General features: G+C 63.9%; 26 protein-coding genes and 1 pseudogene. 15 read left to right on the top strand and 12 right to left on the bottom strand.

Annotated features, from left to right (window positions below):
- The first annotated feature begins 1 nt into the window (after position 1).
- The 7 genes from ACQHI0_RS02945 (at position 2) to ACQHI0_RS02915 (ending at position 6,462) form a co-directional block, all read left to right on the top strand.
- The gene (locus ACQHI0_RS02945) at positions 2 to 1,129 is read left to right on the top strand and encodes a sedoheptulose 7-phosphate cyclase (RefSeq protein ID WP_427906391.1); all 1,128 of its coding nucleotides are present in this window, start codon (positions 2 to 4) and stop codon (positions 1,127 to 1,129) included.
- Entirely contained in the window at positions 1,126 to 2,238 is a 1,113-nt protein-coding gene (locus ACQHI0_RS02940) for a hypothetical protein (RefSeq protein WP_427906390.1), read from the top strand. The genes ACQHI0_RS02945 and ACQHI0_RS02940 overlap by 4 nt, the downstream gene beginning before the upstream one ends.
- Positions 2,235 to 3,314 (top strand): hypothetical protein, encoded by a 1,080-nt coding sequence (locus ACQHI0_RS02935; protein ID WP_427906389.1) that lies wholly within the window; start codon positions 2,235 to 2,237, stop codon positions 3,312 to 3,314. Before ACQHI0_RS02940 ends, ACQHI0_RS02935 begins: the two co-directional genes overlap by 4 nt.
- Entirely contained in the window at positions 3,311 to 4,429 is a 1,119-nt protein-coding gene (locus ACQHI0_RS02930) for a DegT/DnrJ/EryC1/StrS family aminotransferase (protein ID WP_427906388.1), read from the top strand. Before ACQHI0_RS02935 ends, ACQHI0_RS02930 begins: the two co-directional genes overlap by 4 nt.
- Complete coding sequence (locus ACQHI0_RS02925) at positions 4,426 to 5,109, top strand: ribulose-phosphate 3-epimerase (protein WP_427906387.1); 684 nt, start codon at positions 4,426 to 4,428, stop codon at positions 5,107 to 5,109. Before ACQHI0_RS02930 ends, ACQHI0_RS02925 begins: the two co-directional genes overlap by 4 nt.
- Before the next feature lie 207 nt (positions 5,110 to 5,316).
- Positions 5,317 to 5,766 (top strand): GNAT family N-acetyltransferase, encoded by a 450-nt coding sequence (locus ACQHI0_RS02920; RefSeq protein ID WP_427906386.1) that lies wholly within the window; start codon positions 5,317 to 5,319, stop codon positions 5,764 to 5,766.
- 51 nt (positions 5,767 to 5,817) lie between these two features.
- The gene (locus ACQHI0_RS02915; protein WP_427906385.1) at positions 5,818 to 6,462 is read left to right on the top strand and encodes an NUDIX hydrolase N-terminal domain-containing protein; all 645 of its coding nucleotides are present in this window, start codon (positions 5,818 to 5,820) and stop codon (positions 6,460 to 6,462) included.
- Positions 6,463 to 6,617: 155 nt separating this feature from the next.
- On the opposite strand, the gene ACQHI0_RS02910 is transcribed toward ACQHI0_RS02915, so the two are convergent.
- The gene (locus tag ACQHI0_RS02910; protein WP_427909063.1) at positions 6,618 to 7,091 is read right to left on the bottom strand and encodes a DUF6083 domain-containing protein; all 474 of its coding nucleotides are present in this window, start codon (positions 7,089 to 7,091) and stop codon (positions 6,618 to 6,620) included.
- Between the two features lie 350 nt (positions 7,092 to 7,441).
- Here ACQHI0_RS02910 and ACQHI0_RS02905 point away from each other — a divergent pair, with 350 nt between their 5' ends.
- Entirely contained in the window at positions 7,442 to 7,666 is a 225-nt protein-coding gene (locus ACQHI0_RS02905) for a hypothetical protein (RefSeq protein ID WP_427906384.1), read from the top strand.
- A gap of 479 nt (positions 7,667 to 8,145) precedes the next feature.
- Here ACQHI0_RS02905 and ACQHI0_RS02900 read toward each other — a convergent pair whose 3' ends face one another.
- Genes ACQHI0_RS02900 through ACQHI0_RS02885 form a run of 4 tightly spaced genes read right to left on the bottom strand, consistent with a single transcriptional unit; the run spans position 8,146 to position 12,519 of the window.
- Complete coding sequence (locus tag ACQHI0_RS02900) at positions 8,146 to 9,111, bottom strand: enoyl-CoA hydratase/isomerase family protein (protein WP_427906383.1); 966 nt, start codon at positions 9,109 to 9,111, stop codon at positions 8,146 to 8,148.
- A complete protein-coding gene (locus ACQHI0_RS02895; protein ID WP_427906382.1) occupies positions 9,108 to 9,545 on the bottom strand; it encodes a DUF6632 domain-containing protein in 438 nt (145 codons plus the stop codon). Before ACQHI0_RS02895 ends, ACQHI0_RS02900 begins: the two co-directional genes overlap by 4 nt.
- Positions 9,542 to 10,786 (bottom strand): oxygenase MpaB family protein, encoded by a 1,245-nt coding sequence (locus ACQHI0_RS02890; RefSeq protein ID WP_427906381.1) that lies wholly within the window; start codon positions 10,784 to 10,786, stop codon positions 9,542 to 9,544. The genes ACQHI0_RS02895 and ACQHI0_RS02890 overlap by 4 nt, the downstream gene beginning before the upstream one ends.
- Positions 10,783 to 12,519, bottom strand: a complete 1,737-nt coding sequence (locus tag ACQHI0_RS02885; protein ID WP_427906380.1) for a phytoene desaturase family protein — start codon at positions 12,517 to 12,519, stop codon at positions 10,783 to 10,785. Before ACQHI0_RS02885 ends, ACQHI0_RS02890 begins: the two co-directional genes overlap by 4 nt.
- 112 nt (positions 12,520 to 12,631) lie before the next feature.
- Here ACQHI0_RS02885 and ACQHI0_RS02880 point away from each other — a divergent pair, with 112 nt between their 5' ends.
- Positions 12,632 to 13,183, top strand: a complete 552-nt coding sequence (locus tag ACQHI0_RS02880) for a TetR/AcrR family transcriptional regulator (protein WP_427906379.1) — start codon at positions 12,632 to 12,634, stop codon at positions 13,181 to 13,183.
- A 67-nt stretch (positions 13,184 to 13,250) separates the two neighbouring features.
- On the opposite strand, the gene ACQHI0_RS02875 is transcribed toward ACQHI0_RS02880, so the two are convergent.
- The 4 genes and pseudogenes from ACQHI0_RS02875 to ACQHI0_RS02860 all read right to left on the bottom strand — a co-directional run bounded on the left by ACQHI0_RS02875 (position 13,251) and on the right by ACQHI0_RS02860 (position 16,318).
- Positions 13,251 to 13,445 carry an aldehyde dehydrogenase family protein gene (locus ACQHI0_RS02875; protein WP_427909062.1) on the bottom strand — a complete coding sequence of 65 codons (195 nt, stop codon included), beginning with the start codon at positions 13,443 to 13,445 and terminating at the stop codon, positions 13,251 to 13,253.
- Between the two features lies 1 nt (position 13,446).
- On the bottom strand, positions 13,447 to 13,890 hold the full coding sequence (locus tag ACQHI0_RS02870) for a PaaI family thioesterase (RefSeq protein WP_427906378.1): 444 nt from the start codon (positions 13,888 to 13,890) through the stop codon (positions 13,447 to 13,449).
- A 94-nt stretch (positions 13,891 to 13,984) separates the two neighbouring features.
- Positions 13,985 to 15,598 carry an MFS transporter gene (locus ACQHI0_RS02865; protein ID WP_427906377.1) on the bottom strand — a complete coding sequence of 538 codons (1,614 nt, stop codon included), beginning with the start codon at positions 15,596 to 15,598 and terminating at the stop codon, positions 13,985 to 13,987.
- A 226-nt stretch (positions 15,599 to 15,824) separates the two neighbouring features.
- A pseudogene (locus ACQHI0_RS02860) lies at positions 15,825 to 16,318 on the bottom strand (diiron oxygenase).
- Between the two features lie 268 nt (positions 16,319 to 16,586).
- Between ACQHI0_RS02860 and ACQHI0_RS02855 the strand changes: the two are divergent.
- On the top strand, positions 16,587 to 17,159 hold the full coding sequence (locus ACQHI0_RS02855) for a TetR/AcrR family transcriptional regulator (protein ID WP_427906376.1): 573 nt from the start codon (positions 16,587 to 16,589) through the stop codon (positions 17,157 to 17,159).
- Positions 17,160 to 17,553: 394 nt separating this feature from the next.
- Here ACQHI0_RS02855 and ACQHI0_RS02850 read toward each other — a convergent pair whose 3' ends face one another.
- Positions 17,554 to 17,829 carry a hypothetical protein gene (locus ACQHI0_RS02850; protein ID WP_427906375.1) on the bottom strand — a complete coding sequence of 92 codons (276 nt, stop codon included), beginning with the start codon at positions 17,827 to 17,829 and terminating at the stop codon, positions 17,554 to 17,556.
- A 365-nt stretch (positions 17,830 to 18,194) separates the two neighbouring features.
- Between ACQHI0_RS02850 and ACQHI0_RS02845 the strand changes: the two genes are divergently transcribed.
- Genes ACQHI0_RS02845 through ACQHI0_RS02835 form a run of 3 tightly spaced genes read left to right on the top strand, consistent with a single transcriptional unit; the run spans position 18,195 to position 19,394 of the window.
- Positions 18,195 to 18,686: a hypothetical protein gene (locus tag ACQHI0_RS02845; protein WP_427906374.1), complete on the top strand. Its 492-nt coding sequence runs from the start codon at positions 18,195 to 18,197 to the stop codon at positions 18,684 to 18,686.
- Between the two features lie 13 nt (positions 18,687 to 18,699).
- The gene (locus ACQHI0_RS02840; RefSeq protein ID WP_427906373.1) at positions 18,700 to 19,113 is read left to right on the top strand and encodes a DUF6325 family protein; all 414 of its coding nucleotides are present in this window, start codon (positions 18,700 to 18,702) and stop codon (positions 19,111 to 19,113) included.
- Positions 19,113 to 19,394 carry an SHOCT domain-containing protein gene (locus ACQHI0_RS02835; protein WP_427906372.1) on the top strand — a complete coding sequence of 94 codons (282 nt, stop codon included), beginning with the start codon at positions 19,113 to 19,115 and terminating at the stop codon, positions 19,392 to 19,394. Before ACQHI0_RS02840 ends, ACQHI0_RS02835 begins: the two co-directional genes overlap by 1 nt.
- A 59-nt stretch (positions 19,395 to 19,453) precedes the next feature.
- Here the strand turns inward: ACQHI0_RS02835 and ACQHI0_RS02830 are convergent, their stop codons facing one another.
- Together ACQHI0_RS02830 and nhaC are read right to left on the bottom strand one after the other, a co-directional pair.
- Complete coding sequence (locus ACQHI0_RS02830; RefSeq protein WP_427906371.1) at positions 19,454 to 19,783, bottom strand: hypothetical protein; 330 nt, start codon at positions 19,781 to 19,783, stop codon at positions 19,454 to 19,456.
- Between the two features lie 197 nt (positions 19,784 to 19,980).
- Positions 19,981 to 21,453: a Na+/H+ antiporter NhaC gene (nhaC, locus tag ACQHI0_RS02825; RefSeq protein WP_427906370.1), complete on the bottom strand. Its 1,473-nt coding sequence runs from the start codon at positions 21,451 to 21,453 to the stop codon at positions 19,981 to 19,983.
- Between the two features lie 352 nt (positions 21,454 to 21,805).
- Between nhaC and ACQHI0_RS02820 the strand changes: the two genes are divergently transcribed.
- Positions 21,806 to 23,245 (top strand): basic amino acid/polyamine antiporter, encoded by a 1,440-nt coding sequence (locus ACQHI0_RS02820; RefSeq protein WP_427906369.1) that lies wholly within the window; start codon positions 21,806 to 21,808, stop codon positions 23,243 to 23,245.
- 34 nt (positions 23,246 to 23,279) lie between these two features.
- Complete coding sequence (locus ACQHI0_RS02815; RefSeq protein ID WP_427906368.1) at positions 23,280 to 24,527, top strand: arginine deiminase; 1,248 nt, start codon at positions 23,280 to 23,282, stop codon at positions 24,525 to 24,527.
- Positions 24,528 to 24,606: the final 79 nt, after the last annotated feature.

The following is a 24,606-nucleotide window of genomic DNA, read 5'->3' as shown; positions in this document are numbered from 1 at the left end:
CATGGACCGCATCTGGGGTATCGCTGCGACACAAACGATGTGCTACCGAATCCGACGGACACGAGACTGCCTAGACCCCGACAACAGCGACCTGGCCGACGCCGTGGGCATCGGCAACCGTCGCACGCTGGTCTTCGTCGACTCGACGGTCATGAGCTTTTTCGGCGACAAGATCCTCGCCTACTTCGACACCTACAGCTCACTGTGCACCGTCGTGCCGATCGAAACGACCGAGCGCACCAAGAACTCCGAGACGGTGAGCCGGATCGTCCGCGAGTACGACAAGTTCGGACTCAGCCGGCGTCGCGATGCCGTCGTCGCCGTCGGCGGTGGAGTACTGACCGACGTGGTCGGCTTCGCCGCGAGCATCTACCGCCGCGGCGTGCCTTATGTCCGAGTGCCGACCACCTTGTTAGGGATGGTCGACGCTGCCGTGGGCGTCAAAACCGGGATCAACTTCAACGGCCGCAAGAACCGGCTCGGCACCTACTACGCCTCGAGCGAGACCCTCGTCGACCCGAGCTTCCTGTCAACATTGCCCGACCGTCAGATATCCAACGGGATGGCCGAGATCCTCAAGATCGCACTGGTCAAAGACAGCGGGCTGTTCGACCGCATCGAGCGAGAATGGACCACCGCTCCCGGTTTCGCGGCCAACACCAGTGTCAGCGGCCCCATCATCGACGCCGCGATCACAGCGATCGTCGAGGAGCTGGAACCGAACCTGTGGGAGGACAACCTCGCCCGACTGCCCGACTTCGGCCACACCTTCAGCCCCTCGTTCGAGCTGGCAGCGAAACCGAAGCTATACCACGGTGAAGCGGTCGCCATCGACATCGCTCTGTCGTGTGTGCTCGCCCAACAGCGTGAACTGATCGACGACGAATGCCTGGGCCGAATCCTGACACTGATGGCCCGCGTCGGACTGCCGCTGAGCCACACCTGCATCACCGACGAAATGCTGCGAGCGGGCTTGTCGGACTCGATACGCCACCGCGACGGCAACCAGAACATCCCGCTGCTCACCAAAATCGGCACCGCGATCTTCGCCCAAGACATCACCTCGACCGAGCTGACCACAGCAGCCGAGACGGTGCGCCCGTTCCATACCGAACTGTGCACCGCATGAGCACCATAGACACCGCCGCCGTCAATCGAACCCTCGTCCGCAGCGGCGATGGGCTGCATCTTCAGCGCACGCCGGTGCCGGACGCGTCCGAACCGCCCACGGTCCGCCGCGTCCTGCGAGTAGGCGTGTGTGGCACAGACCTGCAGATCCAACGCGGCGCGCGGTCCGACCGCGCCACGATCCTGGGCCATGAAGGTCTCGCCGTCACCCCGGACAAACGAGGTTGCGAGATCTTCAATCCCGTCGACCCGGGCGACCAGGACGTGATCCTGGGCCACAGCTACGACGGCATCCTGCGCGACTACGTGCCCACCGCGCTCCCCTGCGGGGTTGTGCCCGCGCACGAGGGCCTCCCAGTCGATCTCGGTGCGCTGGTCGAACCCACCGCCACCGCTCTTTACGGGTGGGAGCTGATGGCCCCACATCTGCGCCCGGCCGCCACGGTCGCGGTGTTCGGCAGCGGTTCAGCGGCCCTGCTGGTGGCGATGCTGGGCGAGGACCTCGGGTACCGGATGCAGCTCGTTCACCCGCGCCGAGAGCGACTGCGCTACATCGACCAGCTCGGCGTGCTCCCCGCGAGCACCCTTACCGATCGGACACAACGGGCCAGCATCCAAGGCGCAGTCATCTGTCTGCCGCGTGAGGCGACATACACGGCCATCGGCGCGGCTACCGCCAGCCTCTGCGACAAGGGCGCGCTCGACCTGTTCGGCGGCATCCCCGCCGGACTTCGCCACCCAGCACTGCCTGGCATCGACTTGTCGGCAGTTCGACGCTCCAACATCTGCGGGCAATCCCCCAACACCCCCTACGTTCAAGTGTTCACCCCAGCTGGCAAGCGGGTGCGAGTAACCGGGCATCGCGGGACATCGCCAGCCCACCTCGACCGAGTCCAACAGCATCTCCTCGCGTCTCCCAGCCGATTCTGCAAAGTCATCAGCCACGTGATCTCGCTCGAGGAAGCCGCCCTGTATATCCCGTCGATGGCCCGGGGTGAACGCCCTCTCGGCGAACACGTCAAGGTCGTCGTCGACCTGACGATGTCGGGGCCCGCGCGCGAGGCCGACCTGTCGACCACCGTGGCCGATCACCTCGAGGTGATCCGATGACCACACCCCTCACGACGACATACCGGCGTATCGAGCACCGCGACCAAGCCGCCTTCCTCACCACCGCCACGGTGGCCGGTGCGCCCAGCGGACTTGCGACCGACCATGTGGTGCTGGCCCCCCGAGCGGTCGGTGTCTGCCGCTCGGACCTGCGCGAGATCAGTGGGGTCCGGTTCGGGCGCTGCGACTTCGGCCACGAGATCGTCGGCAGCGTCCTCGACAGCACCCCGGCCCTGGCAGACCTGCAAGGGCGCACAGTGGTATTCGATCCGCACCCCACGCTGGCTCACCGGACATCGGGATTCGGCGAACTGGTCGAACTCAGCGGTGACTCCCACCAGTTGCGTACCGCGCTGGTCCCGGTCCCGGAAGGGATTCCCGACAAGGTGGCCGTGTTCGCCGAACCGCTGGCGTGCGCGGTGCACTGCGCTACCCGGCTGCACGCCGTCACCGCCGACCTCGGCCTGGCACCAGAGACTGTGGTCGCGGTGTTCGGTGCGGGGATGGCCGGGACCTTGATCAGTGCCGTGCTCACCGCCACCGGCTACCAGTGTGTCCTGCTCAACCCCAGCTCACCGCGTCTCGGGTTCCTACGCCGCCGCCGTGCTCTGCCCTCGCGGGTCTTCGACTCCAACCGACACCGCCCACCGTTTCAGCGCATCGTCGTGGCCACCGCCGCCGCCACACCGCACGTGCTGGAGACCTGCTCGGACATGCTCGCCGACGACGGACTGCTGCTCGTCTTCGCAGGCACACAACCTGGTGACCAGCTCGCTGGCATCGACGTCGACCGACTGCGCCGGACCGAAGATGTCGGCGGATTCGCGTGGTCGAGCGGGCGGCGCTACCTCGCGGGCACCCACGAGGCCACCTCCGCCGACTTCCAGACCGCCCTGAACCTGTTGCGGCGCAGCGCCGATGCCGGGTGGTCACCCTCGTTGTGCGTCAAGCGACTCACCACACGCATCCTCGGATTCGACGCCGCTGCCGACTATCTCACCGCCAACGCGGCCCGCGGCGACCTCGGCAAAACGATCGTGCAGATCCGCCCCTTCCTTCCCTCGGAGTCGCGATGAAAATCCCCCGCTACAACCACCGCTCCCAGTTCACAGACCTGACCGCCACCACCGAGAAGATCAGGCACACGCTGGCCACCGGCGACTACATCCTCGGAGATACCGTCGCCCACTTCGAACGCCGATTCGCCGACTACCTCGGCGCTACCCACGCGATCGGTGTCAACACCGGCACCGACGCACTGACTTTCGCCTTGACCGCGCTCGGTATCGGAGCGGGCGACGAGGTCGTCACCGTCGCCAACACCTTCCACGCCACAGCCCTGGCGATCACCACTGTCGGGGCGAGGGTGGTGCTCGTCGACTGCGAACCCGATACCTATCTGATGGATCTCGACGCGCTCGACGCAGCGTGTGGGCCGCGCACCAAGGCCATCCTCGTAGTCCACCTGTTCGGTCGCAGCCTGGACATGGGCCGAGTCACCGCCATCGCCGCCCGCCACCAGATCCCCCTTGTCGAGGACTGCGCCCAAGCCGTCGGAGCCACCTGGAACAACCAGCGGGTCGGCACCTTCGGTGCTGCCGCCGCCTTCAGCTTCCATCCGAGCAAGAATCTCGCCGCGGCGGGCGACGCCGGAGCCCTCGTGACCAACAGCCCCGTAATCGCGCACACAGTCAGGACGTTGCGCGGCCTCGGACAGGACGGCCAGGACAACCACGTCACGCTCGGGGCGAACTCCAAACTCGACGCCATCCAGGCCATCGTCCTCGACGCCAAACTCGACCAGCTCGACACCTGGAACGCCGACCGCCGCACCATCGCGGCCCGCTACACCCACGCCCTCACACATCCCGACATAACAACGCCACCTCCATCGGAAGATCCCGGCGACCACGTTTACCACCTGTATCAGGTCGCGGTGCCTCATCGCGATGCCGTTCTCGCACAGCTGCGCTCGGACGGCATCGACGCCGTCGTCCGCTACCCCGTCCCCATCCACCACCAACCCGCCTTCGCGCGCCACGGGTTCGACGGGAAGTACCCACACGCCGAGAACCAGGCAACCAGAACCTTGTGCTTGCCGATCCGACCGGACTTGTCACCAGCAGAGGTCGACTTCGTCTGTGACCGCCTGACCACCGCAATCACCGACTCCGAGGAGGCCCTCGCATGAACGTGTCCATCGCCCCGGCACTGATCGGCGCCGACACACTCGCGCTGCGCGAGGCCATCGACGGTGTCACGGCCAGCACCGCCAAGTACCTGCACCTCGACATCATGGACGGTCACTACACCCCCGCGATCAGCTTCGGCCTGCGCACTGTCGCCGCCATCCGCCAGCACACAACCTTTCTCCTCGATGTCCACGTGCAGACTCTCGAACCCGAGCGCTACATCGACGACCTCATCACCATCGGAGCGGACCGGATCAGCTTCCACATCGACGCCGCCACCGACATCGGCACCACCCTCGACACACTCCACGAGGCCGGCATCCGCAAAGGGCTGGTCCTCAATCCCGACCTCGGCCTCGAACTCCTCGACCCCTACCTGGCACACCTGGACTTCGTCGTCCTCATGACCAGCCGTCCCGGCACCAGCACCTTCGATCCCACCGTTCCGAACAAGATCCGCACCCTGCGCACCACATTGCACAACCTGAAACTCGACACCGTCGAACTCGTCGCCGACGGTGGCATCACCACCATCACCGCACCACAGATCATCGACGCCGGAGCCGACACACTCGTCGCGGGCAGCGCGATCTTCAACTCCGCCGACACCGACCTGCCCACAGCGGTTCACCGACTCGCTCACCCAGTCCAGACCGCCGCCACCGTGCGGGAGCACTGACCGAATCAGGAGACAGTTGTGCAAACAAGCCGGGCGAATGAGCTCGTGTCCGCTACAGGTCCACCGCACACCACACGGGATACGCTGGTGCCGCTGCCACCGCCGCCACGTGCGGCCGATCCCGGTGGATAGGTCGAAAACTGTTCCAGCCCTTAACTTTTCGGCTGCTCAACACGTCGAATCCGTGACGCAACACAGGAGGAGCCCATGGTGTCGCAGACACCCGAGGCGGTTGTGATCGACATCGTGGACCAGGTAGACGACGAGACCCTGGCCTCGCTGACAGGACTTCTACCTCAACTATCCACCACCGCCGCGCCTTTGACCCGTGACCTCCTTGAGGCGGTCATCGATTCCCCGTCGACGCGGCTGCTCACCGCACGGGTCGACGGAGTGATCGTCGGTGCGCTGACACTGGTCATGTACACGATCCCCACCGGGCTGCGAGCACGTATCGAAGATGTCGTCGTCGACCGAGCCGCGCGCGGGCTCGGTGCCGGACGAGCCCTGACCACCGCTGCGCTCGCCATCGCGAAAGAACACGGAGCGCGCACAGTCGACCTCACGTCGACCCCGACGAAAACCGCAGCCAACCAGCTCTACCAGCGGCTCGGATTCGCCCCACGCCAGTCCACGACCTACCGCAGGACCCCCTGACCAAAGTCGAACAGCCACCGCGACAACGCCGACCAGACCGAAGGACCCCGAATGGACAACGCTCAACCGACAGCTGAGGCCCAGATCCGGCACCACGCCATCGCCCTGGCCGCCCTCGCACACAACGGCCTCGTCTTCGCCACCGACGTCTTCGACCGGCAACGCTACGAACAGGCCGAACAGATCGCCGCGGACCTGCTCGCCCTCATCAGCAGCAGCACCGTCGAGGACCTGCAGAAGAACGTGTTCCTCGAAAAGGGATACATGACACCCAAAGTCGACGTTCGAGGCGGCGTCTTCGATGACGAGGGCCGCATTCTGCTGATCCGCGACCGCAGCGACGAGAGGTGGACTTTGCCCGGCGGCTGGTGTGACGTCCTGGAACCACCCTCGCTCGCAGTCGAACGCGAAGTCGAGGAAGAATCCGGAATCACGGTGCGCGCCAGCAAGCTGGTGGCGCTGCACGATCGTGACGTGCAGGGCCACCAGCCCGCCTTCCCTTACCACGTGTACAAGCTGTTCTTCCTGTGCGAGACCATCTCCCACGGCCAACCCAGCCCCGTCGAGACCATGGAAATCGGCTGGTTCGACATCGACAACCTCCCCGAGCTGTCGACCACCCGTGTACTCGACACCCAAATCCGACTTCTCCACGAGCATTGGAACAAACCAGATCTGCCAACCATGTTCGACTGACTGCTCGTCACCATCACGAGGTCCGAGGGCACCGCTAGCCAAGTCTCGGGCTCGGGTTACTGACGACGGGGAGTTGGCAGCCGTTCCCAGCCGGTTGGGCGCTCGACGCTGCCGCCCGGCAGATACACGCACCCGCGCCCCTCACGTGTGGGTTGTCAGAGGTTCTGTCTGGCCATCCAGTCCCTGCGATTGCCTCGCCATATAGCGAGCAACAGTGCGCCGTCCTCGGGAGCTCGTTTGGCAGGGCAAACGTCGAAGTGGGTGATCCTGCATTCATCCGTGGGGTTGGCACCGCCCAAGTTGACCGCTGTGCCGTCCCCAGCGACGCGCCAGCGTTTGCCCGGTGGGATCTTCGAAGTCGGATAGCCGCCGGGCTCGAGAAGAAGCCAGCGCCCGCGAAGCGTTCGATGCCATGAGCATTCGGTCTCGCAGTATTTGCAGGTGCTTGGCGTGCCTTCTCGCATGTCGGCTGCTGGTGCGACACGGAGCTGGTCGGCTGTTAGCTCGATGTCGATCTGCTCTGGTTCGCGGTCGGGGAAATTGACCGCCTCGTCCCAACACTTATCGCAGGCAACGGTCCGGAGAGGAACAGATCGTTCCTGCGCTCCCTCGCCCGCTCCACAGACCATGCACGCCAATATGCTCACGACGGAGATACTCTCACAATTACATTGTGCGCCAACGATTTTCCGCTGTGCCGACCGGTCTACAGCCGAGCAGAAGGCCGCCTATCACGGCAGGGAGTGCCGCCCGCAAACATGTTCACGGGCGTCTCGGTCGCCTACCGGCGCGGCATCTTCGCCAGATTGAGCACAAATGCGCCCGCCGACAGACTGGCGACGATGTTTGTCGGTGCCAATGGCGATGGCGACGGCGGTAGTGCTCGCATATGTCACGGCGTCGCCGTTGTAGAACGACAGGACGATCTCGGCCTTGCGCTGGGCAAAACCCCCTGGACAGCAGGGCGGATAATCGGAAGATGCTGCGCGTCTATCTCGACCAGGCCAAGTGGGTCGATTTGTCCAAGTATCGAGCGGGCCGCCTCGACGGCGCCTGGTTTCGAGATGTGGACACCGTCGCCTCCGAAGCCGTACGGAGCGGACACGTCTCGTTCGTGCTGTCCTTCGCGCACTACTACGAAACGCACCGTCGGCGCGATACACAAAGCCGTCTCGCGCTCGTGTCGGTGCCGACTGAATACTGATCGGATTCTGCCGTGGCGGCATCACCCGATCAGCTTTGGCTCGGCATTGACAACGGCCGCACCTTGCCGAGACTGTGCAGGTCGCGCCTCGCGGACCGCGAACGGCACTTGCCAATGCAAGACAGTGTCCTGCACTATCGAAATCACCTCGGCAGCATGGGTTTGAGCGACAGAACTTGTCGGTGGGCCGTGCGACATTCATGCGTATGAGCTACCAATACTCGAGCCTGGCTGCCGCGGTCTCCGACAAGAACTGCCAGCTGCGCCGCTACTTCGACCAACGCTTCCCAACCCGAAGCCGATCCAGACCGGCTACCGAGCCAACGCCGGCACTCTGCTCATCGACGGAAGCGGCATGAGCCCGGAACCGTCGGAGCAGCATCGACATCGGCACCACCGACGGGCGCGCCATGTTCGGCATGTTCTCCGGGCTCGCGTCGCAGACCCGCGAGGGACTCGCCGCCGCCTTGCCTGCCATGTCACACTCGTTTGCCGTCGACCCAGCGTGGGTCTGCCCCGGCCAGCGGAGAATGACCGCTTTCGGTGAGGTCGTGGGTGAAGGCGGTCAACACATCCTTCATACCCGGTAGGGTTCCGGCCCTGACGAAACCGGCCATTTCGGTATCGAGTCCGGACTGCAATGACTGGTCGGCGGCAAAATAGGTGAGCTGTTTGATCGCGCGCACCGCGGTGGGCGAGCGGCGGCCGAGCCTGGCCGCGATGTGGCGCGTGTGATTCAGCAGGTCCTTCTCGGGCACGATGGCATTGACCAGTCCCAGGTCGAGTGCTTGCTGCGCGGTGATCGGCGTCCCCTCGAGCATGTGTTCGAGCGCGCGGGCGGTGCCGAGCATGCGCGGCAGACGCTGGGTGCCGCCCCCACCGGGGATGAGACCAGCGAGAATTTCGATCTGGCCGAGCCGCAGGTCGGGGGAATCAGAGACGAATCGCAGGTCGCAGGCCAATGCGATTTCGTGGCCACCGCCGGTGGTCGTCCCGTTGATCGCGGCGAGGTACACGGTGCTGGAGTTGTTCATCCGAAGGATCGTCTGCCGCCAGCGATACCCCCAGGCCAAGGCTTGAAATACCGGACTGCTGGCAGATTCGGTCAGCCGTAACACCCCCGGTAATCGCATGATCGTCCGGGTCGCGCGCCAGCCCGACCGCAAGAGTTGCGGCGGTACGGGTGGCAGTGGGGCGGTCATTGCGCCGCCGAGTTCGCCCGGGTCGGCATGAGTGAGGAAGAAGCCTTGTTCGGATCCTGTCAGCACGACCGCGCGGACCGAATCATCCGCGTCGACGGCCTGCGTGAGTTCGTCCAAGTCCTTGACGAACGCCATCGTCACGAAGTGGTGAGGTGGGCTGGAGTGGCGGGCGATGAGAACCGCACCATCCCGCTCCAGGGTGAGTGTGTCGAGTTCCAGTTCGGCCACGGCTACGGCGGTCATTGTTGCCTCCCTGCGATGACTGCGCTGCGACGGGAGAACCAGACGCATGCGAGGAAGATAAGGCCGATCACCGGCGCGGTGACGTCACCGAGCCAGTGCATGTGATGTTCGGGCTTCAGCGCCATCACGCACATCGACGCCACGTGCACAGCCTCGACGACGATGAAGATGTCGATGGCCAGCCATCGGCGGCCGGGATCACCGGCTGCCCACGCGAGGTAGAGACCGAGGGCGATGTTGATCACCGCCAACATGACGAGGTACTCCTCGCCGCCGTGCCCCCACATGACGCGGCGTCCCAGCCAGCTGTCGTGGGTGACCACGCCGGTGGTGACCAGCGGCGTGGTGAGGAAGAAGAGCGCGACCAAGACACCCCCGGAACGGAGCGTGAGGCGCAGGAACGGCGAGTCCGCCGGTGATTTTGTCGTGGTCATGCGGATTTCTTCTCGGAGGTAGTGCCCTTCGCACTGTCCGGATCGTGGCGCACCGGGGTGGGGCGGTATTGGGCGGTACGCCGTTCTAGTCCGCGGGTGACGACGTAGTCGAGAAGTCCCTGACCGTGCTTGGAAGCAGCGCGCCGTACGAGCGGGACGCGGGTGATCTGATTGAATCCCCGGAGTCCCAAGGCGGCGAGAGATAGGAGGAACTCGGCCAACGGGGCGGGGTTCACGCCTAGGCCATCAGCGAAGTCCACATCACCCATGGTTCTCGCCATCTCCGCGGTTCCGATGCGGCGCAGCACTGCTTGGTGGCCTCGCCGGGGCAGCGGGAAGGCTCGCATGGTGTTCAATCCGTCGAGCAGCGAATGTGTCAATGCCACGGAGTCGGCGTCGGGCCGGTAGAGGAATTGGTGGATGCGTCGGGAAACGGCGAATTGCTCGTCGGGCGTGGTACCGAGAAGTTCGGTGTTGGCTCCCTCGATTCGGCTGATCCACCGCCACATGAGGGCGAAGCTGTCTTCCTCCTCGCGTGTCGCGATCCCACCGAAAGAGCGAATGATCTCCACCCGGTACGGGCCGAACAGGTGTGTCGCGGCGGCGGTGGCGAGCTGGCTGATCGGCGTGCTCTCCGACAGGTCCCAGCGACCGCTGCGCAGGATGCCCAGGCGGATCATCGTGTGCAGCAGCCGGATGCGTACCCACTGTTCCCAGCGTGGGCCGCCTGGTCTCATTCCGTCCACATCGAGGGCGCCGGCGAAGCCGCTGGCGGTTTCCCAGAATCGGCGGTGGAAGTCGACACCGCCCTTCTCCAGCCTGCCGGTGCTGGCCATCACCCGTGCGGTCGCCGGGTCGGTGTAGGTGGCAGGCAGCGCCCCGTGCATGCCCATCATCATGCCGATGGGGTTGCGGCGTCCCATGTCGGCACCGGGGCGCATCGCGTCGAAGTCGACCCAGGCCGGAATATGTTCGACGTCGGCGAAGAATGCCTCGGCGGTCGGCTCGCCCTCGGCCTGCAGGCGGCGTGCGGTCGCGTAGAAGTCCCCGCTCATCAGCTTGTGGTCGCGCATGAATTCGACGAGCGCTTCGGCGAGGGGGTCACCGACGTGGTTCCACGCCTCGATGTCGACATCCGCGGGCGCGATCGGCTCCTCGAAGCCGGGGGTTGCGGCTTTGGCGCGGACGATCGCTACCCGTGTCGCCAGTTCGCCGGTGGTGGGGTTGATCGTGGAAGTCATGTCGTCACCTCTTCGGTGTTGTTGGAGCTGAGTTCGCGCTGTACTGCCAGCGGATCGACGCCGGGTTTCCAGTTGCGGATCTTCGCCCGGTCGGCCAGCACGACTCCGGAGCGGATCTCGGCGATCAGATCGCGGCCGGTGATGGCTGAGGCAGCCTGTACTCCGCTCATCATCGAGCCTTCGGTGCCGGGCCCCCATCGGGTGCTGGTGCCGACGGTGAACAAACCGTTGACCGGTGTCCGCACGCCAGGGCGTAGCGGCCCGAACTGCAGCGGGTTGGGTTCCAGACCGAAGGATGCACCGCCGGTGGTCGCGGTGAACCGTGTCTGGGTCGCGGGCGTGCCCAGCTCAGTGAGCTTGACCCGGCTCGACGCGCCGGGGTACACCTGGTCGAGACGATCGAGCATGCCCTCGATGACGAGTTCCTTCATCGCCAGGTATTCGGGGTCTTTCCGGTACTCGGTGGTCCGGGCGTCGAGGCCGTCGTATCCCCACAACTTCGGGGAACTGGGGACGATCGTCTGCACTTCGATCGCGGCGTGGCCTGCGGGGGCGCTGCGGGTGTTGCTGGGGTCACGGCGTGTGGAGCACTGCACGAACATGGGCTGGCGGGTGGCGAAGTTCTTCGCCCACTTCTGCCGGTCGCCGGCATCACGCGAACCGGAGAACAGGTTGTGCGTCATGCGGGTCAGGCTCAACAGCGAGTTTGCATCGTCCCAGGTCGGTATTGCGTAGAAGTTCGAGTTCGGCGTGGCGTGAATGTCGATCTCAACTCCGAAGCAACCATTGATCAGCGGCCGCGACATGCGCCAGTTGTCCACCCGCAGCCGCGTTGCGCGGGGCAGGTGTTCGTAACCGACGAGGTCACGATAGGTGCGGATGATGTCGGCATCGGAAACCACGGTGTCGGCTCGCACTTCTTCGCCGTCGGTGAGCCGGACTCCGCACACCCGTGACCCTTCGACCAGAATCCGATCGACCTCGGCGTTGACACGGATCTGTCCACCGTGGCTGACGACGACCTCGGCGAACGCCGCCGACAGCATCTGCCCACCACCGCGCGGGTACCACGCGCCGTGGCCCACAAACGACTGAAGGAACCCGACCATGGTTCCGACCGTGGTGCTCGTCGGCGTCGAGGCGAGGGCACCACACTGCACAGACAACGCCAGGATGGTGCGCGGCTTCAGGCCACACGCAGCCAACAACGACGCGAACGGCGCCATGGCCCAGACCCCGGCGAAGCCGGAACGCAGGAACGCGCGGCTCATTTCACTGGTCGAGGACAGGCTCACAGCGCGATCGTCGAACGCTTTGCCGAGTGCCCGCATGACACCGACATAGCGCCTCAGCCCTCGCTGGTCGTCGGGGAAGGCCGCGCACAGATTCTCCAGATAGGCATCCCAGCCATGCGGTGTGCGAAGTTCGAAGTCCGGGGCCACGATCGTGTCGAAACCTGCCGAATCCAACGGCAGCCACTCGATATGGTCGTCGAGTCCGAGACCGCGCAGAAAGCTGGGCACGGCGCCGCCGGGGCCGCAATCCCCGATGTAGTGCACCCCGCAGTCGAACTCCCATCGACCCTGCCTGCGGAACACGTGCGAGCTGCCGCCGATCACGTTATAGCGCTCCAACACCAACACCCGCTTGCCCGCGGCTGCCAGGTAGGCCGCAGCGCTGACACCTCCCAGCCCCGATCCGACGACCACCGCGTCATAGTCACGTCCACTCACCGCAATCACTCCAATCCAAAGTTACTGTTACTTGCCGTACCATAAAAATAGTAGAACAATTGGTCTAATGCAAGGGTTTGTGCCGATCGGATAACCCAGGGAGGAAGGGCACATGGCGGAGTCGGTGCGGGAACGTTTGATCGGCAGCGCCGTCGAGTTGCTGCAGCGTCGCGGCGTGGCGGGTACATCTATCGCCGACCTGCTCGAGCGCAGCGGAGTGGCACGCCGATCGATCTACATCCATTTCCCTGACGGGAAGAACGAATTGATCACCGTGTCCGTCGCGCAGGCCGGTGACCGGATCAGCACGTTCATCGAGGAGCTGGTCGCGACCCAGACGCCACCAGAGGCCTTGAGCGCCTTCGTCGGCTTCTGGAAGCACCTGCTCGCGAGCTCGGATTTCGAGGCCGGCTGCCCCATCGCCGCCGCGGCCTACGGGGGTCTGGAAGCCCCCACCGCACGCCAACGCGCGGAGCAGGTTTTCGGGCGGTGGCAGGAACTGCTGATCTTCAGTCTCGTCGCGCACGGCGTCGACGAGACCGAGGCCGCCGGCATCGCGACCACGACGATCGCCGCCATCGAAGGTGCGGTGGTGCTGTGCATCGCCGCCCGCTCCACCGCGCCACTGGACCGCGTCCATTCCCAGCTGAACAGACTGTTGTAGTCAAATACCGGCTAACCGAGCCGGTCACAGTCCGGCCGTCAGACCTGCTCCGACCCATGCCCACCCTCTAGAGGCGCGGGACGAAAGGATCGGGTATCGACGAGCCGGTCTCGATCCACACTGTCTTGGTCTTGGTGAATTCCCGGACCGCGTCGATGCCGTTCTCGCGGCCGTGTCCGCTGCGGCCGGAGCCGCCGAACGGCGCCAGGGGTGACGCGGCCCGGTAGGTGTTGACGACCTCGAACCGCGCACCGAGCGCGATGTCAGTTCGGTGCGTGGATCAGGCAGGTGGTGGTGCCGTGCGCGATGAGCCGTCCCTGTTCGTCGAGCACGCGGCCTTCGGCAGTGGCGGTGCTGCGTCCGGTGTGGATGACCGTTCCAGTGCCGGTAAGTCGGACACCATCGGTTCCGACCGAGCGGATGTAGTTCACCTTGAGTTCGAGTGTGCTGTATCCGAACCCTGGGCCCAGAATGGAGTGCACCGCACAGCCCATCACCGAATCGAGCAAGGTCGCGCAGATCCCTCCGTGCACGGTCCCCAACGGGTTCGCGAAATCCGGCCGCGAGACGAGAGTGAACGACACCTTTCCGTTCTCGATCTCGACGCCGTCCATCCCGAGCAACGACCAGATCCCTGGCAGGTCGTTGCCGGATGCGGCGAGGGAACTCAGCAACTCTGCGCCGCTGGGCAGTTCGGACGTGGTCATTGTCGATTCCTATCGTTGATGTCGATCTCCAGGTGCCGAGTCGCGGCGAGCCGCATGCGGTGCGCTCCCCGGGAACGGTCGGGCAGCATCCAATTCATGGCTTGTCTTTCCAGGCGAGGAGCACGGTTTCATCCGCGGGTTTCCACGGCAGGAAGATGGCGACCGCAACCGCGACGAACAATGACGCCGAAACCGTCACATAGGACGCGAGCTGGAACCCTTCCAAGGACGCCGACTTCATCGCGTAGATCAGATCGGCCTTCTGTTGCGCGAAGGCGGGATTGGTCGGCCGTTTGACCATTTCGAGTACGGCAATGACGCTCTCGCGAGCGAAGCTCTTCTCGTTCGCTGTCATCAGGAAGTCCGGGATGGCATCGATGCGCGGGCCGACCTTGGTCGTGTACACCGACGCCACAACCGATCCCAGCACCGCGACGCCGAGGGTGCCGCCCGCCTCACGGGTCGTGTCGTTGACCGCCGAACCGGCTCCCGCCTCATCGAGCGCCACCGACGACATGATCGATTCCGTCGCTGGGCCCTGCACGATCGCCAGTCCCAGCCCCATCAGCACCATCGAGACCAGCACCGGACCCACATACGGTGTTTCCACTTTCACCTGACCGGCGATATACATCCCGATACTCATCACGACCAGACCGAAGACGATGACCGCGGTGGTCCCGATCTTCTGGGCGATCAGTGTCGCCAGTGGGGCGCCGACCGCGATTGCCACGGCGAATGGCAATGAATGTAGACCGAACTGCAGCGGCGACAGCTCCATCACACCCTGGAAGTATTGGGTGATCATGAACAGGAACCCGAACATGGAGAAGTAGGCGACCATGATCGCCACCGCGGGCAAGGAGAACCGGCGGATTCGAAACAGGCTCATGTTCAGCACCGGCGAGGTGGTGCGCATCTCCCACCGGATGAATACCACGAAGCAGACCACCGCGAAGGCGAAGCCGACCAGGCTGACCGGGGAAAGCCAGCCGTGGTTCGGCGCTTCGATAATGGTCCACACCAGGGCGGTGATACTCAGCAGCGACAGGGCGATGCCGAAGAAGTCGAGCCTGCCCGTGTGTGCGGCCTTCGACTCCGGAACAAATATCCGGGCAAGAACCAAGATGGCCACGGCGATCGGGATATTCATCCAGAAAACCGAGTGCCAGGAGAAATGCTCGAGCAGCCAGCCGCCGGCGGTGGGTCCGATCGCGATGGCGAAGCCGGCCATCGCGGTCCAGGCGGCGATGGCGATGGCCCGTTCCTTGACGTCAGTGAAGATGTTGATGATTATCGCCAGGGTCGCGGGGAAGACAGCGGCGGCGAACACTCCCATCGCGGCGCGGGCGGCGATCACCTGGCCGAGGTCGGTCGCCAGTGCGCCGCCCACGGACATGACGGCGACGCCTGCCAGTCCGATCATCATCACCTTACGTCGGCCGTAGCGGTCGCCGAGGTGACCGAATGCCAGCAGCAGGCCCGCGAAGGTGAGCGTGTAGGCATCGACTACCCACTGCAACCCGCCGAAGCTGGCTTGCAACTGCAGACCCAGAGATGGCAATGCGACGTTGACGACGGTGTTGTCGAGGACCACGAGCAATTCCGCGGCGCAGATGACGACCAGGGCCAGCCATCTCCCCTGCCTACTCAAGACGGGGTTCTCTGGTGCTCGCGCGGCTGATTCCGCGATAGATGTTTGGGGCATGGTGGATCGGCTCCTAATCGGTGGGCTGGGGCAAGCTCGGGTGGGAATGGTTGTCGACCCGGCCGAGAACAGGGTTCAGCCGGGCCGACAACCACAGAGGTGCTGGCGGCGGCGGCTCAATTCCGCGACAGCACCGGCTTTTGCGCCGAACGCCGGTTCATGCAGCTGGGCGACGATGAGGCTCGGATCGGTAGCGCGTAGTGGGCGGCGTCGATGCCGAGTAGTTTCATGTGATCGATGGGTTTCTCGCCAGCGCGCATGCCCCATGAAGAACAGGTTCGGAAACAACGCTCCGGCGGGCGAGACCACGTATCCGAGCAGCGTTTTCAACACGGTTCATCCCGGCCACATCGATACCGATGCGGTTGACCATCTCCTGGAACATCAGGTTGTGGTTGCACTCCTCGATGATTTCGTGAGTGCAGTACCGGAACTCCGGCGAGCCTTTGTTCAGCCGGTATGTGTGCTGTATCATGCCGCTGATTAACAGCAGCTCGAACTGCAAGCCGACCTTCGCGATGTTGGCCTGTCGATACTTGCCGATCGCGATCTGAGGGTCTCGCGGCAATGCCCGATACAGGGGTGCGATCCCAGCATCTCGCCGGGCTCGGTGAGGATCCGGCGCTCAGGCGCGGCGTCGACGTCGAAATCCGGATGTTCCCAGTCGATATCGAGGAACGGGCCGAAGTGCCTGTGCACCGAGGCTTCCGACAGCAACATCAACGTGTCCGCATACGGCTGGGCTTTGTCGACGACATCGTCACCTGCCCGGATTTGGTTCAGTTCGATCGCCATTGATCTCTCCTCGAAAGTTTCTGTAACCGTGCGTAACGCTATTGCGAGGCTAGTAGAACAGCTGGTCTATTGCAAGAGCGGCGCTCCCGAGAATCCAGAGCTTTCCAGGACGGCGGCTCCGGTTAGAGGACCGATTGGTCCACTCTCTGGCTCGCCGCTAGGCTGGTGGCCTGCACCGAGGCGGGAGAGACTCATGGCTACCGACGCACGGCGACGCTTGGTCGAGAGCACGATCGAGCTGGTCCGGCGCAGAGGCGTGGCCGGCACAGGAGTGGCCGATCTACTCGAGCACAGCGGCACCGCCCGACAGTCGATCTACAAGCACTTTCCCGGCGGAAAGACGGAGTTGATCGAGGAGTCCGTCCGGACCGCGGGGGCCTGGATCGAGCAGATGATCGAGCAGATGGCCGAGACACTCTCCGCGCCGGAGATGCTGCACGCCTTCGTCGAGTATTGGAAACAGGTGCTGGTGAGCAGCGACTACCAGTCCGGATGCCCGATAGCTGCCGCGGCATACGGTGGCAGCGAAGCACCCGGCGCGCGAGAACTGGCCAGGAAGGCATTTCGCGGCTGGGAACAACGCCTTGCGGAGAAGGTCATCGCACAGGGCGTGCCTGCACGGACGGCCGAGAGCCTCGCGACCACGACAATCGCGGCAATCGAGGGCGCGGTGATGATGTCGATCGCAGATCGCAACATCGCGCCGCTCAACCGCACCTACGCCCAACTCCGCGAGCTGCTGCAGATCCATCTCGCGGCAGCCTGATCACCGGCCATCACGAGTTGGGAACCAAGCCCTCGCCCTATTGACGATCCATCCGTCGCCGCCCGAGCGCTGCGGTTCCCGATACATTTGGCGCCGAGTCCGGTCGGCTACGCCGTCAGACCAGCGCGAAATCCGCTTCGACCACCAGCTGGCCAGCGCGAAATACCCAGGTCACCCGCGTTCCCATCTTGGATGTGCCCCGCCGGGGGCACCAACCTGCGACTGCATTTCCGCAGTTCAGGGCGATTTCTGCAGAGCAAAACCAACTAGACATCACAAGAAACCCCAGGTCACGCGTCGCAGGTTCGTGCCCTAGGTGCGCACGACACACCGATCAAACTGCGATGACACGCCGATCAACCGGATCGCCTGTCTTGGCCAACACCGCCCGGATTCAGCTCACACCGTCCCCATGATCGCGGAGCCAGACCAACAGCGCGGCAATTGCCTTGGCCTGCACCGCGGCGAGGCGCTCTCCTTCCGCACCGTCGACATGGCGAATCTCGAACGACGCCGAGATGCCACCACGCGCACCAGGTAACTCGCCCAGATGACCACGACTGACATCCTGGCCTCCCGCACGTGCAGTATCTGGCAACTCCTGACTCGGCGATACCTCCAGCCCCGATACCGTCGAGTCGGCGGTATCGACCTGTTCCTCGCCAGCCATACCGACGATTGTCGGCCATCCACGCACCGAGTGTCGATGTGTGGTCTCAGGAGATGCTTGACGGTTCGTCATCAGGAGATGCTTGACTCCTCGTCGGGCTTGACGCCGGCCGCCTCGGGCGAGTCGACAGTTCGGTTCTGATTTGCCCAGCGCGCATGCTGGCGCCGTTGGATTCGACCATGAACTGAACTGGCGATCGCGACTCCGACTGCCCGGCGAATAATGCTCATAGGTGTCCCCGGCCTGTTGTTCTCTTCTGCGTGTCCGCTGATCCACGAGCAAATATGCGGTTATCCTTTCTTGTAAGCCATAGCAAGGAGAGATCTATGCGTGGATCGACGTTCGTCGGTGTCCGTATCGCGTGTGTGGCAGCGGGACTGGCTGTCCTCAGCATCCTCGCATTTCCCGCGGCGGCATTCGCGCAAACAGCTCCCCAGGTGGTCCCGGTCGAGCTCAACACGACGGTCTCGGGGGCCGAGATCGACTACGCCGTGCTCAACGTCCCCAACCGGCGCGACGTCTTTCCTGTCATCCGTGGTGAATGCACGACGGCTGCGGTCGATACCATCGCAGCCGCCCCAATTTTGGGTGCCGCCGGTTTGGATTCCCTGAGCGGGCGCCGACCGGATGCGCCTGATCTGTTGCAACGCCTGATCGCGGCTGGCGCGGTCGCCGCGGGCCCCCGTATTCAACTTGCTTCGTATGACGGGCGGATCACCGGCGAGTTCACCGACATGGCCCGTGGCGTCTACGTGGTGGTCACGCTGTGCAACATCAGCCCAATCGGGTTCGAATTCGACCCGAACCTCTTCGATTTCTCCCCCGCTGTCGTCACAGATCTCCGGTCCGGGTCTTAGGAGCCAACCAAGCATGAGCGACACCGATCATTTCGGACCTATCGACTACATCGTCGTGGAGTTTCCCGACGGGCGTATCGATCCCAACGGATTCGCCGTTCTGCTCGACCTCGTCGACCGTGGCGCCTTCCGAATACTGGACCTGGAATTCGTCGACGCCACCGGCGCCCTGCTCCCGATCGAGAATCTCGGCCCTGACCTCGTCCCGTTCGTCGGAGCGACCTCGGGGCTACTCGATCGCAGCGACTTCGCCGAGATCGCTGCCGAACTCAGCCCAGCCAGTGTCGCCGCTGTCCTTGTCTATGAGGAACTCACCATGCTGCCTGTGCTCACGGCGTGGGAGAACAGCGGCGCGAAACTCCTCACCGAAGGCCAGTTGACTCTCGACGAACTCGATACCGCGCTGACCGAGACCGAAGGACTCTGATGAGCCTGCTCAAAACTGCCGCTCGCGCAGCGGTCGCTTCCTCGGTTCACGGTCGCGTCCAACGCCGCCAGCAAGCCCGTTGGGCGACATCCCATCCGGCGCCACAACCCGTCGAACCCGCACCAGCTCCCGTCCCTGCGTCGACACCGTCGCAACCTGCCGCGCCGACCGACTTCGACGCCACACTCGCGCAATTGGAGCGTCTCGGTCAACTACGCACCGACGGAGTACTCACCGGCGCCGAGTTCGAGGTTCAGAAAGCCCGAATCCTGCGTGGCTGACCACACCGAACCCAGCGCCGATTTCGCCGATACATCCGCAGCAGCGGCCACCACATGATTCAGCTGTCTTGCTTTCTGATGTGCGCGTAGGGGTCAGGCAGGATCAGGCACGAGATTCCGCCGGTCTCGTTGGTGACACATTCGACCGGCAAACCCGGACCGGACAGACCTGGTTGCCACACCGTGCCTATGCGTTGAGTTGTGACTTGCTGCGGGTCCTTCGTCGGCACTGTCACTGTTGTTCCCTTGTCCCAGGGATGCCACGCCAGCAGGCCGCCGCCGATCCCGGCTACCAGAATCGCGGCCGCCAACAAGCTGTTGCCGGCCCGGCGCTGTGTGGTCTTCTGCGGCTGAGACGGCTGCGAAGGTCGGACACCAATCTGCGACATGTTCGACAGTCAACACCAACACCACAGTGGGCCGAAAGGTGTTCGCGCGGAATGACGTACCGTAACGGCGGCTGGAAGTTGGCCCAGGGCACTGCCAGCCCAGATCCTGGGGTGTGCGATTTCGAAACCTCACCGACTCCGACGACCACGCGATTCGCCACACCCCGGTAAGCGCTCGCGCTGAGGCAATCAGGAATTCATGATCCGGTGGTGTCTTCGGGCGATGCCGGTGACACCTTCTCGATTTTGAATCCGGTGAATCCGTACGCGACGCTCAACAGAGGGCTGGCGATGTTGAAGAAGGCGAACGGCAGGTAGAGCAGCGTCGAGACCCCGAGCGCGGCACCCATGAAGGCACCACAGGAGTTCCAGGGCACCAGTGGCGAGGTCACGGTGCCGCTGTCGGCAGCCAGGCGCGACAGGTTGGTCGGGGCCAGCCCTCGTTTGGCGAACTCGGCCCGGAAGATGCGGGAGGGCAGGACGAGTGCGATGTATTGGTCCCCAGCGACGATGTTGAGCCCGAGTCCACAACCGAAGACCGTGGCATAGAGCCGCCCAGTGGACTTGGCGCGGAACAGCAGTGGCGTGATCAGACGTGTGATGAGCCCGAATCGTTCGAGGAGGGTGCCGAAGGTAACCGCCGCGATGATCAGCCAGAGCGTGGCGAGCATGCTGTCCATGCCGCCGCGGCTGAGCAGGCTATCGATTTCGCCGATTCCGGAGTTCATCGTGAATCCGTTGGCCACGGCCAGCCAGGTCCCGCGTATGGTCGCCATGATCGGGTTGTCGTCGCCGGTGAAGTCCTTGACCACTTGTGGCTGGGTGAACACCGACAGCAGGCCGGCAAAGAGCGCGGAGGTGATCAGCGCCAGCGACGCCGGTATCTTGCGGATCGACAGGATGACCAGTAACAGTAGCGGCAGAAGGTTGAGCGGGGTGATCCAATAGATGTCGCTTAACGCGGTAAGTTCGCTGGCCGTAGCCACCATATCGTCGGCGTCGGGTCCGATCAGGCCGAGGAGGAGAAACCCGACACTGGCGATCAGGAACGCCGGGACCGACGTCCACGCTTGCCGTTTGATGTGTTCGTAGACATCGACCTCGACCATCTGGGCTGTCAAAATGGTCGTTTCCGAGAGCGGGGACAGTTTGTCGCCCAGGTAGGCACCGGAGATCACCGCCCCGGCGGTGATCGACGCCGAAACCCCGAGCATGGTGGCGATGCCGACGAGGCCGACGCCGATGGTGCCCACGGTGGTCCAGGAACTACCGATGCTCATGGCGACGATGCCGCAGATCAGCGCTGCTGCGAGGTAGTACCACCCCGGCGAAAGGACCTGCAGGCCGTAGTAGACCAAGGTCGGGATCGTGCCGGACATGTTCCAGGTGCCGATCAACGCGCCGACTGCGAGCAGGATGAACATCGCCGAGGTGATCGACGACATGGCGGCCTGACCTGCCTCCTGCACGGCTACCCAGGTGTGCCCGTTCTTCAGCGCGATCAGCGCCGCGACCATCGCGCACAACACCATCGCAGCTTGCAGGGGTCCGTCGAGTGCATCGAGGCCGAACAGCAGCAGCGAACCGCCGATCAGGACGGTCAGCGCGAGCAGCGGAACGATAGCGTCCTGCAGTGAAGGATCACGGATCTCGCGGTTGCCGGTAAGCATCATCCCTACCTCGGACAATTTCAGAGCCCCGCCGACTCCGATGTGTTTCGCACTGTAGACGAAATCGCGCACGCCAGACCCGAATTGGGACCGCTACACGCCGGATGAGGATCGGATCGCCCATCGAGCATGGAAACTAAATCGCCCGGCCAAGCATGGTAACTAAACGACCCGATACCGCTGCATTGGCCCGAGAACACCCTTCGCCGTGCCACTGAAATCACCGGGGCTGTCACGATCCGGTGACGGATACTTACTATTCCTACCTACTTCTCGCGGCTCCCCGATCTCCGCGTTAACATTCGGCTTGCTCCATCCCGTCACGTCCACCAGGTTGGCCCGGGAGTTGCGGATGACGAAAACCGAAGTAGATTCGACCAAAACGATGCCGCTGCTGACCCTGTCGGCAATGGTTGTCGGCTCGATGGTAGGAGCGGGAGTCTTCTCGCTCCCCCGGAATTTCGGGCAGGCAACCGGCGGTTTCGGTGCTCTGATCGCGTGGACGATCGCGGGAACCGGCATGCTGATGCTGGCCTTCGTATTTCAGACACTGGCCGTTCGCAAACCTGAACTGGACGCTGGCGTCTACGCCTACGCCAAGGCCGGATTCGGCGAATACCTAGGCTTCTTCTCAGCGTTCGGCTATTGGGCCAGCGCGTGTGTCGGCAACGTCTCCTACTGGGTGCTCATCAAATCGACTCTCGGACAAGTTCTTCCGATCTTCGGCGAGGGGAACACCGTTCCCGCGGTCCTGCTGTCCACGGTATTCATCTGGGCATTCCACTTCATGGTGCTGCGTGGGGTTCAGGAGGCGGCGGCGATCAACAAGGCCGTCACGATCGCCAAAGTCGTGCCGATCCTGGTCTTCATCATCGTGTTGCTGTTCTATTTCGACGCAGGTATTTTCGTCGACAACTTCTGGGGCGGGGACGCCTATTCGGAGTCACTGTTCGATCAAGTCCGCTCGACGATGCTGGTGACCGTCTTCGTCTTCCTCGGTATCGAGGGCGCGAGTGTCTACTCCCGGTACGCGCGACGACGCGCCGACGTCGGTCGCGCCACCGTACTCGGGTTCCTCAGTGTCCTGGCGATCTTCGCGACGGTGACCATGGTGTCGTTCGGCATCATGCCGCGCGAACAACTGGCCACCATCCAGCAGCCCTCCATGTCACCGGTGTTCGAGTCCGCCGTCGGCAGTTGGGGTGCCTGGTTCATCAGCATCGGCCTGATCATCTCGGTCCTTGGCGCATACCTGGCATGGACGCTGATGGCCGCTGAGGTCCTCTACGTCGCCGCTGCCGATGACGACATGCCCTCGTTCCTGGGTCGGGTGAACAACCATAAGGTTCCCGTCGTCGCGATGATCTTCACCTCGGTCCTGATCCAGCTGGTCTTGCTCACCACTCTGTTCTCCGACGACGCGTTTACGTTCACGCTCAAGCTGTGCAGCTCCTTGGCGCTGGTGCCCTACCTACTGGCCGCTGCGTATGCCTTGAAGCTGGCCATCACCCGCGAGACCTACACCGATCTACGCCCGCAGGACCGGCGCAGAGAACTCGTCATCGCGGCGGTTGCCACGTTCTACACAACGTTCATGATCTTGGCCGCCGGTCTGGAATTCCTGCTGCTGTCGTTCATCATCTACGCCCCCGGGACGATTTTGTTCGTGCTGGCACGCCGCGAGCGCGGCAAGAAGTACTTCCAGGGCTGGGAGGTGGTCCTGCTGGTGGTGTCGATCGTCGCCGCCATCGCCGGGATCATCGGGCTGGCCACCGGTTCGATCTCGATCTAGTCAGCTCGATCACCACCCTCAGGAGGGACCAACGATGACCGGAACCCAGCCCCCGCCCGTCTACGGTGTGCATTCCGAGGTCGGAACCCTGCGCAAGGTCCTCGTGTGCGCGCCCGGGCTGGCCCATGAACGCCTCACCCCCACCAACTGCGACGATCTACTCTTCGACGACGTGCTGTGGGTGCAAAACGCCAAACGCGATCACTTCGACTTCATCACCAAGCTTCGCGACCGCGAGGTCGAGGTCGTCGAGCTGCACAACCTGCTCGCCGAAACCCTCGCCATCCCCGGGGCCACGGCCTGGATCCTGGACCGCACCGTGATTTCCAACCAGGTCGGCCTCGGGCTCATCGATCACACCCGCGGCTACCTCGAATCGCTCGACGAACGAACGCTGGCTACCTATCTCATCGGAGGGCTCGCCGTGGCCGACGTACCCGACTGCGGCCGTGACTATCGCGCACTGACACGTGAACAGGGTGGAGTGCGCGAGTACCTCCTGCCGCCACTACCCAACACCCTCTATACCCGCGACACCACCTGCTGGATCTACGGCGGAGTGACCCTCAACCCACTGTTCTGGCCGGCGCGTCACGATGAAACCCTGCTGATGAAAGCGATCTACACCTTCCACCCTTCTTTCACCGGATCGCAGATCTGGTGGGGTGACCCCGAACTGGACTGGGGCCTGGCCACATTCGAGGGCGGCGACGTGATGCCGGTCGGAAACGGCGTCGTCCTCATCGGAATGAGCGAACGCACATCCCGACAGGCCATCAGCCAGGTCGCTGAGGCCTTGTTCGATCGCGGCGTGGCCGAACACGTCATCGTCGCCGGTATGCCGAAACTCCGCGCCGCGATGCACCTCGACACCGTGTTCACCTTCGCTGACCGAGACCTGGTGACCGTATTTCCCGACATCGTCTACGGCATCCACGCGTTCTCGCTCCGACCCGGCGACAAGGAACCGGTCGAGGTGGTCGACGAATCCGATCCATTCCTGACCGTCGTCGCCAAAGCACTCGGCCTCGACGCCCTGCGTGTCGTGGAGACCGGCGGCGGCTACTACGCCAACGAACGCCAGCAATGGGACAGTGGAAACAACCTCGTGGCAGTAGAACCCGGTGTCGTGTTCGCCTACGACCGCAACATCCACACCAACACCGAACTCCGCAAACAAGGCGTCGAGGTCATCACGATCGTCGGCTCCGAGCTCGGCCGCGGGCGCGGCGGCGGACACTGCATGACCTGTCCGATCCTGCGCGATCCAGTCGAGTTCTGACACTCTGACGCGATACCACCGATGCGATACTTCTTACCCAGATCGGTGAAAGTCTTTGCCGTGTACTGCTGACATTGCG

It is taken from the genome of Nocardia sp. FBN12, assembly GCF_050320175.1.
In the GTDB taxonomy this organism is placed as follows: Bacteria; Actinomycetota; Actinomycetes; order Mycobacteriales; family Mycobacteriaceae; genus Nocardia.
This window is presented reverse-complemented; position numbering and strand designations above follow the sequence as displayed.

Excerpts from the sequence above, each read along its gene's own strand:
- ACQHI0_RS02945 (WP_427906391.1), top strand. The coding sequence starts at position 2 with ATGGACCGCATCTGGGGTATCGCTGCGACACAAACGATGTGCTACCGA.
- ACQHI0_RS02940 (WP_427906390.1), top strand. The coding sequence starts at position 1,126 with ATGAGCACCATAGACACCGCCGCCGTCAATCGAACCCTCGTCCGCAGC.
- ACQHI0_RS02935 (WP_427906389.1), top strand. The coding sequence starts at position 2,235 with ATGACCACACCCCTCACGACGACATACCGGCGTATCGAGCACCGCGAC.
- ACQHI0_RS02930 (WP_427906388.1), top strand. The coding sequence starts at position 3,311 with ATGAAAATCCCCCGCTACAACCACCGCTCCCAGTTCACAGACCTGACC.
- ACQHI0_RS02925 (WP_427906387.1), top strand. The coding sequence starts at position 4,426 with ATGAACGTGTCCATCGCCCCGGCACTGATCGGCGCCGACACACTCGCG.
- ACQHI0_RS02920 (WP_427906386.1), top strand. The coding sequence starts at position 5,317 with ATGGTGTCGCAGACACCCGAGGCGGTTGTGATCGACATCGTGGACCAG.
- ACQHI0_RS02915 (WP_427906385.1), top strand. The coding sequence starts at position 5,818 with ATGGACAACGCTCAACCGACAGCTGAGGCCCAGATCCGGCACCACGCC.
- ACQHI0_RS02910 (WP_427909063.1), bottom strand. The coding sequence starts at position 7,091 with ATGGTCTGTGGAGCGGGCGAGGGAGCGCAGGAACGATCTGTTCCTCTC.
- ACQHI0_RS02905 (WP_427906384.1), top strand. The coding sequence starts at position 7,442 with ATGCTGCGCGTCTATCTCGACCAGGCCAAGTGGGTCGATTTGTCCAAG.
- ACQHI0_RS02900 (WP_427906383.1), bottom strand. The coding sequence starts at position 9,111 with ATGACCGCCGTAGCCGTGGCCGAACTGGAACTCGACACACTCACCCTG.
- ACQHI0_RS02895 (WP_427906382.1), bottom strand. The coding sequence starts at position 9,545 with ATGACCACGACAAAATCACCGGCGGACTCGCCGTTCCTGCGCCTCACG.
- ACQHI0_RS02890 (WP_427906381.1), bottom strand. The coding sequence starts at position 10,786 with ATGACTTCCACGATCAACCCCACCACCGGCGAACTGGCGACACGGGTA.
- ACQHI0_RS02880 (WP_427906379.1), top strand. The coding sequence starts at position 12,632 with ATGGCGGAGTCGGTGCGGGAACGTTTGATCGGCAGCGCCGTCGAGTTG.
- ACQHI0_RS02870 (WP_427906378.1), bottom strand. The coding sequence starts at position 13,890 with ATGACCACGTCCGAACTGCCCAGCGGCGCAGAGTTGCTGAGTTCCCTC.
- ACQHI0_RS02865 (WP_427906377.1), bottom strand. The coding sequence starts at position 15,598 with ATGCCCCAAACATCTATCGCGGAATCAGCCGCGCGAGCACCAGAGAAC.
- ACQHI0_RS02855 (WP_427906376.1), top strand. The coding sequence starts at position 16,587 with ATGGCTACCGACGCACGGCGACGCTTGGTCGAGAGCACGATCGAGCTG.
- ACQHI0_RS02850 (WP_427906375.1), bottom strand. The coding sequence starts at position 17,829 with ATGGCTGGCGAGGAACAGGTCGATACCGCCGACTCGACGGTATCGGGG.
- ACQHI0_RS02840 (WP_427906373.1), top strand. The coding sequence starts at position 18,700 with ATGAGCGACACCGATCATTTCGGACCTATCGACTACATCGTCGTGGAG.
- ACQHI0_RS02835 (WP_427906372.1), top strand. The coding sequence starts at position 19,113 with ATGAGCCTGCTCAAAACTGCCGCTCGCGCAGCGGTCGCTTCCTCGGTT.
- ACQHI0_RS02830 (WP_427906371.1), bottom strand. The coding sequence starts at position 19,783 with ATGTCGCAGATTGGTGTCCGACCTTCGCAGCCGTCTCAGCCGCAGAAG.
- nhaC (WP_427906370.1), bottom strand. The coding sequence starts at position 21,453 with ATGCTTACCGGCAACCGCGAGATCCGTGATCCTTCACTGCAGGACGCT.
- ACQHI0_RS02820 (WP_427906369.1), top strand. The coding sequence starts at position 21,806 with ATGACGAAAACCGAAGTAGATTCGACCAAAACGATGCCGCTGCTGACC.
- ACQHI0_RS02815 (WP_427906368.1), top strand. The coding sequence starts at position 23,280 with ATGACCGGAACCCAGCCCCCGCCCGTCTACGGTGTGCATTCCGAGGTC.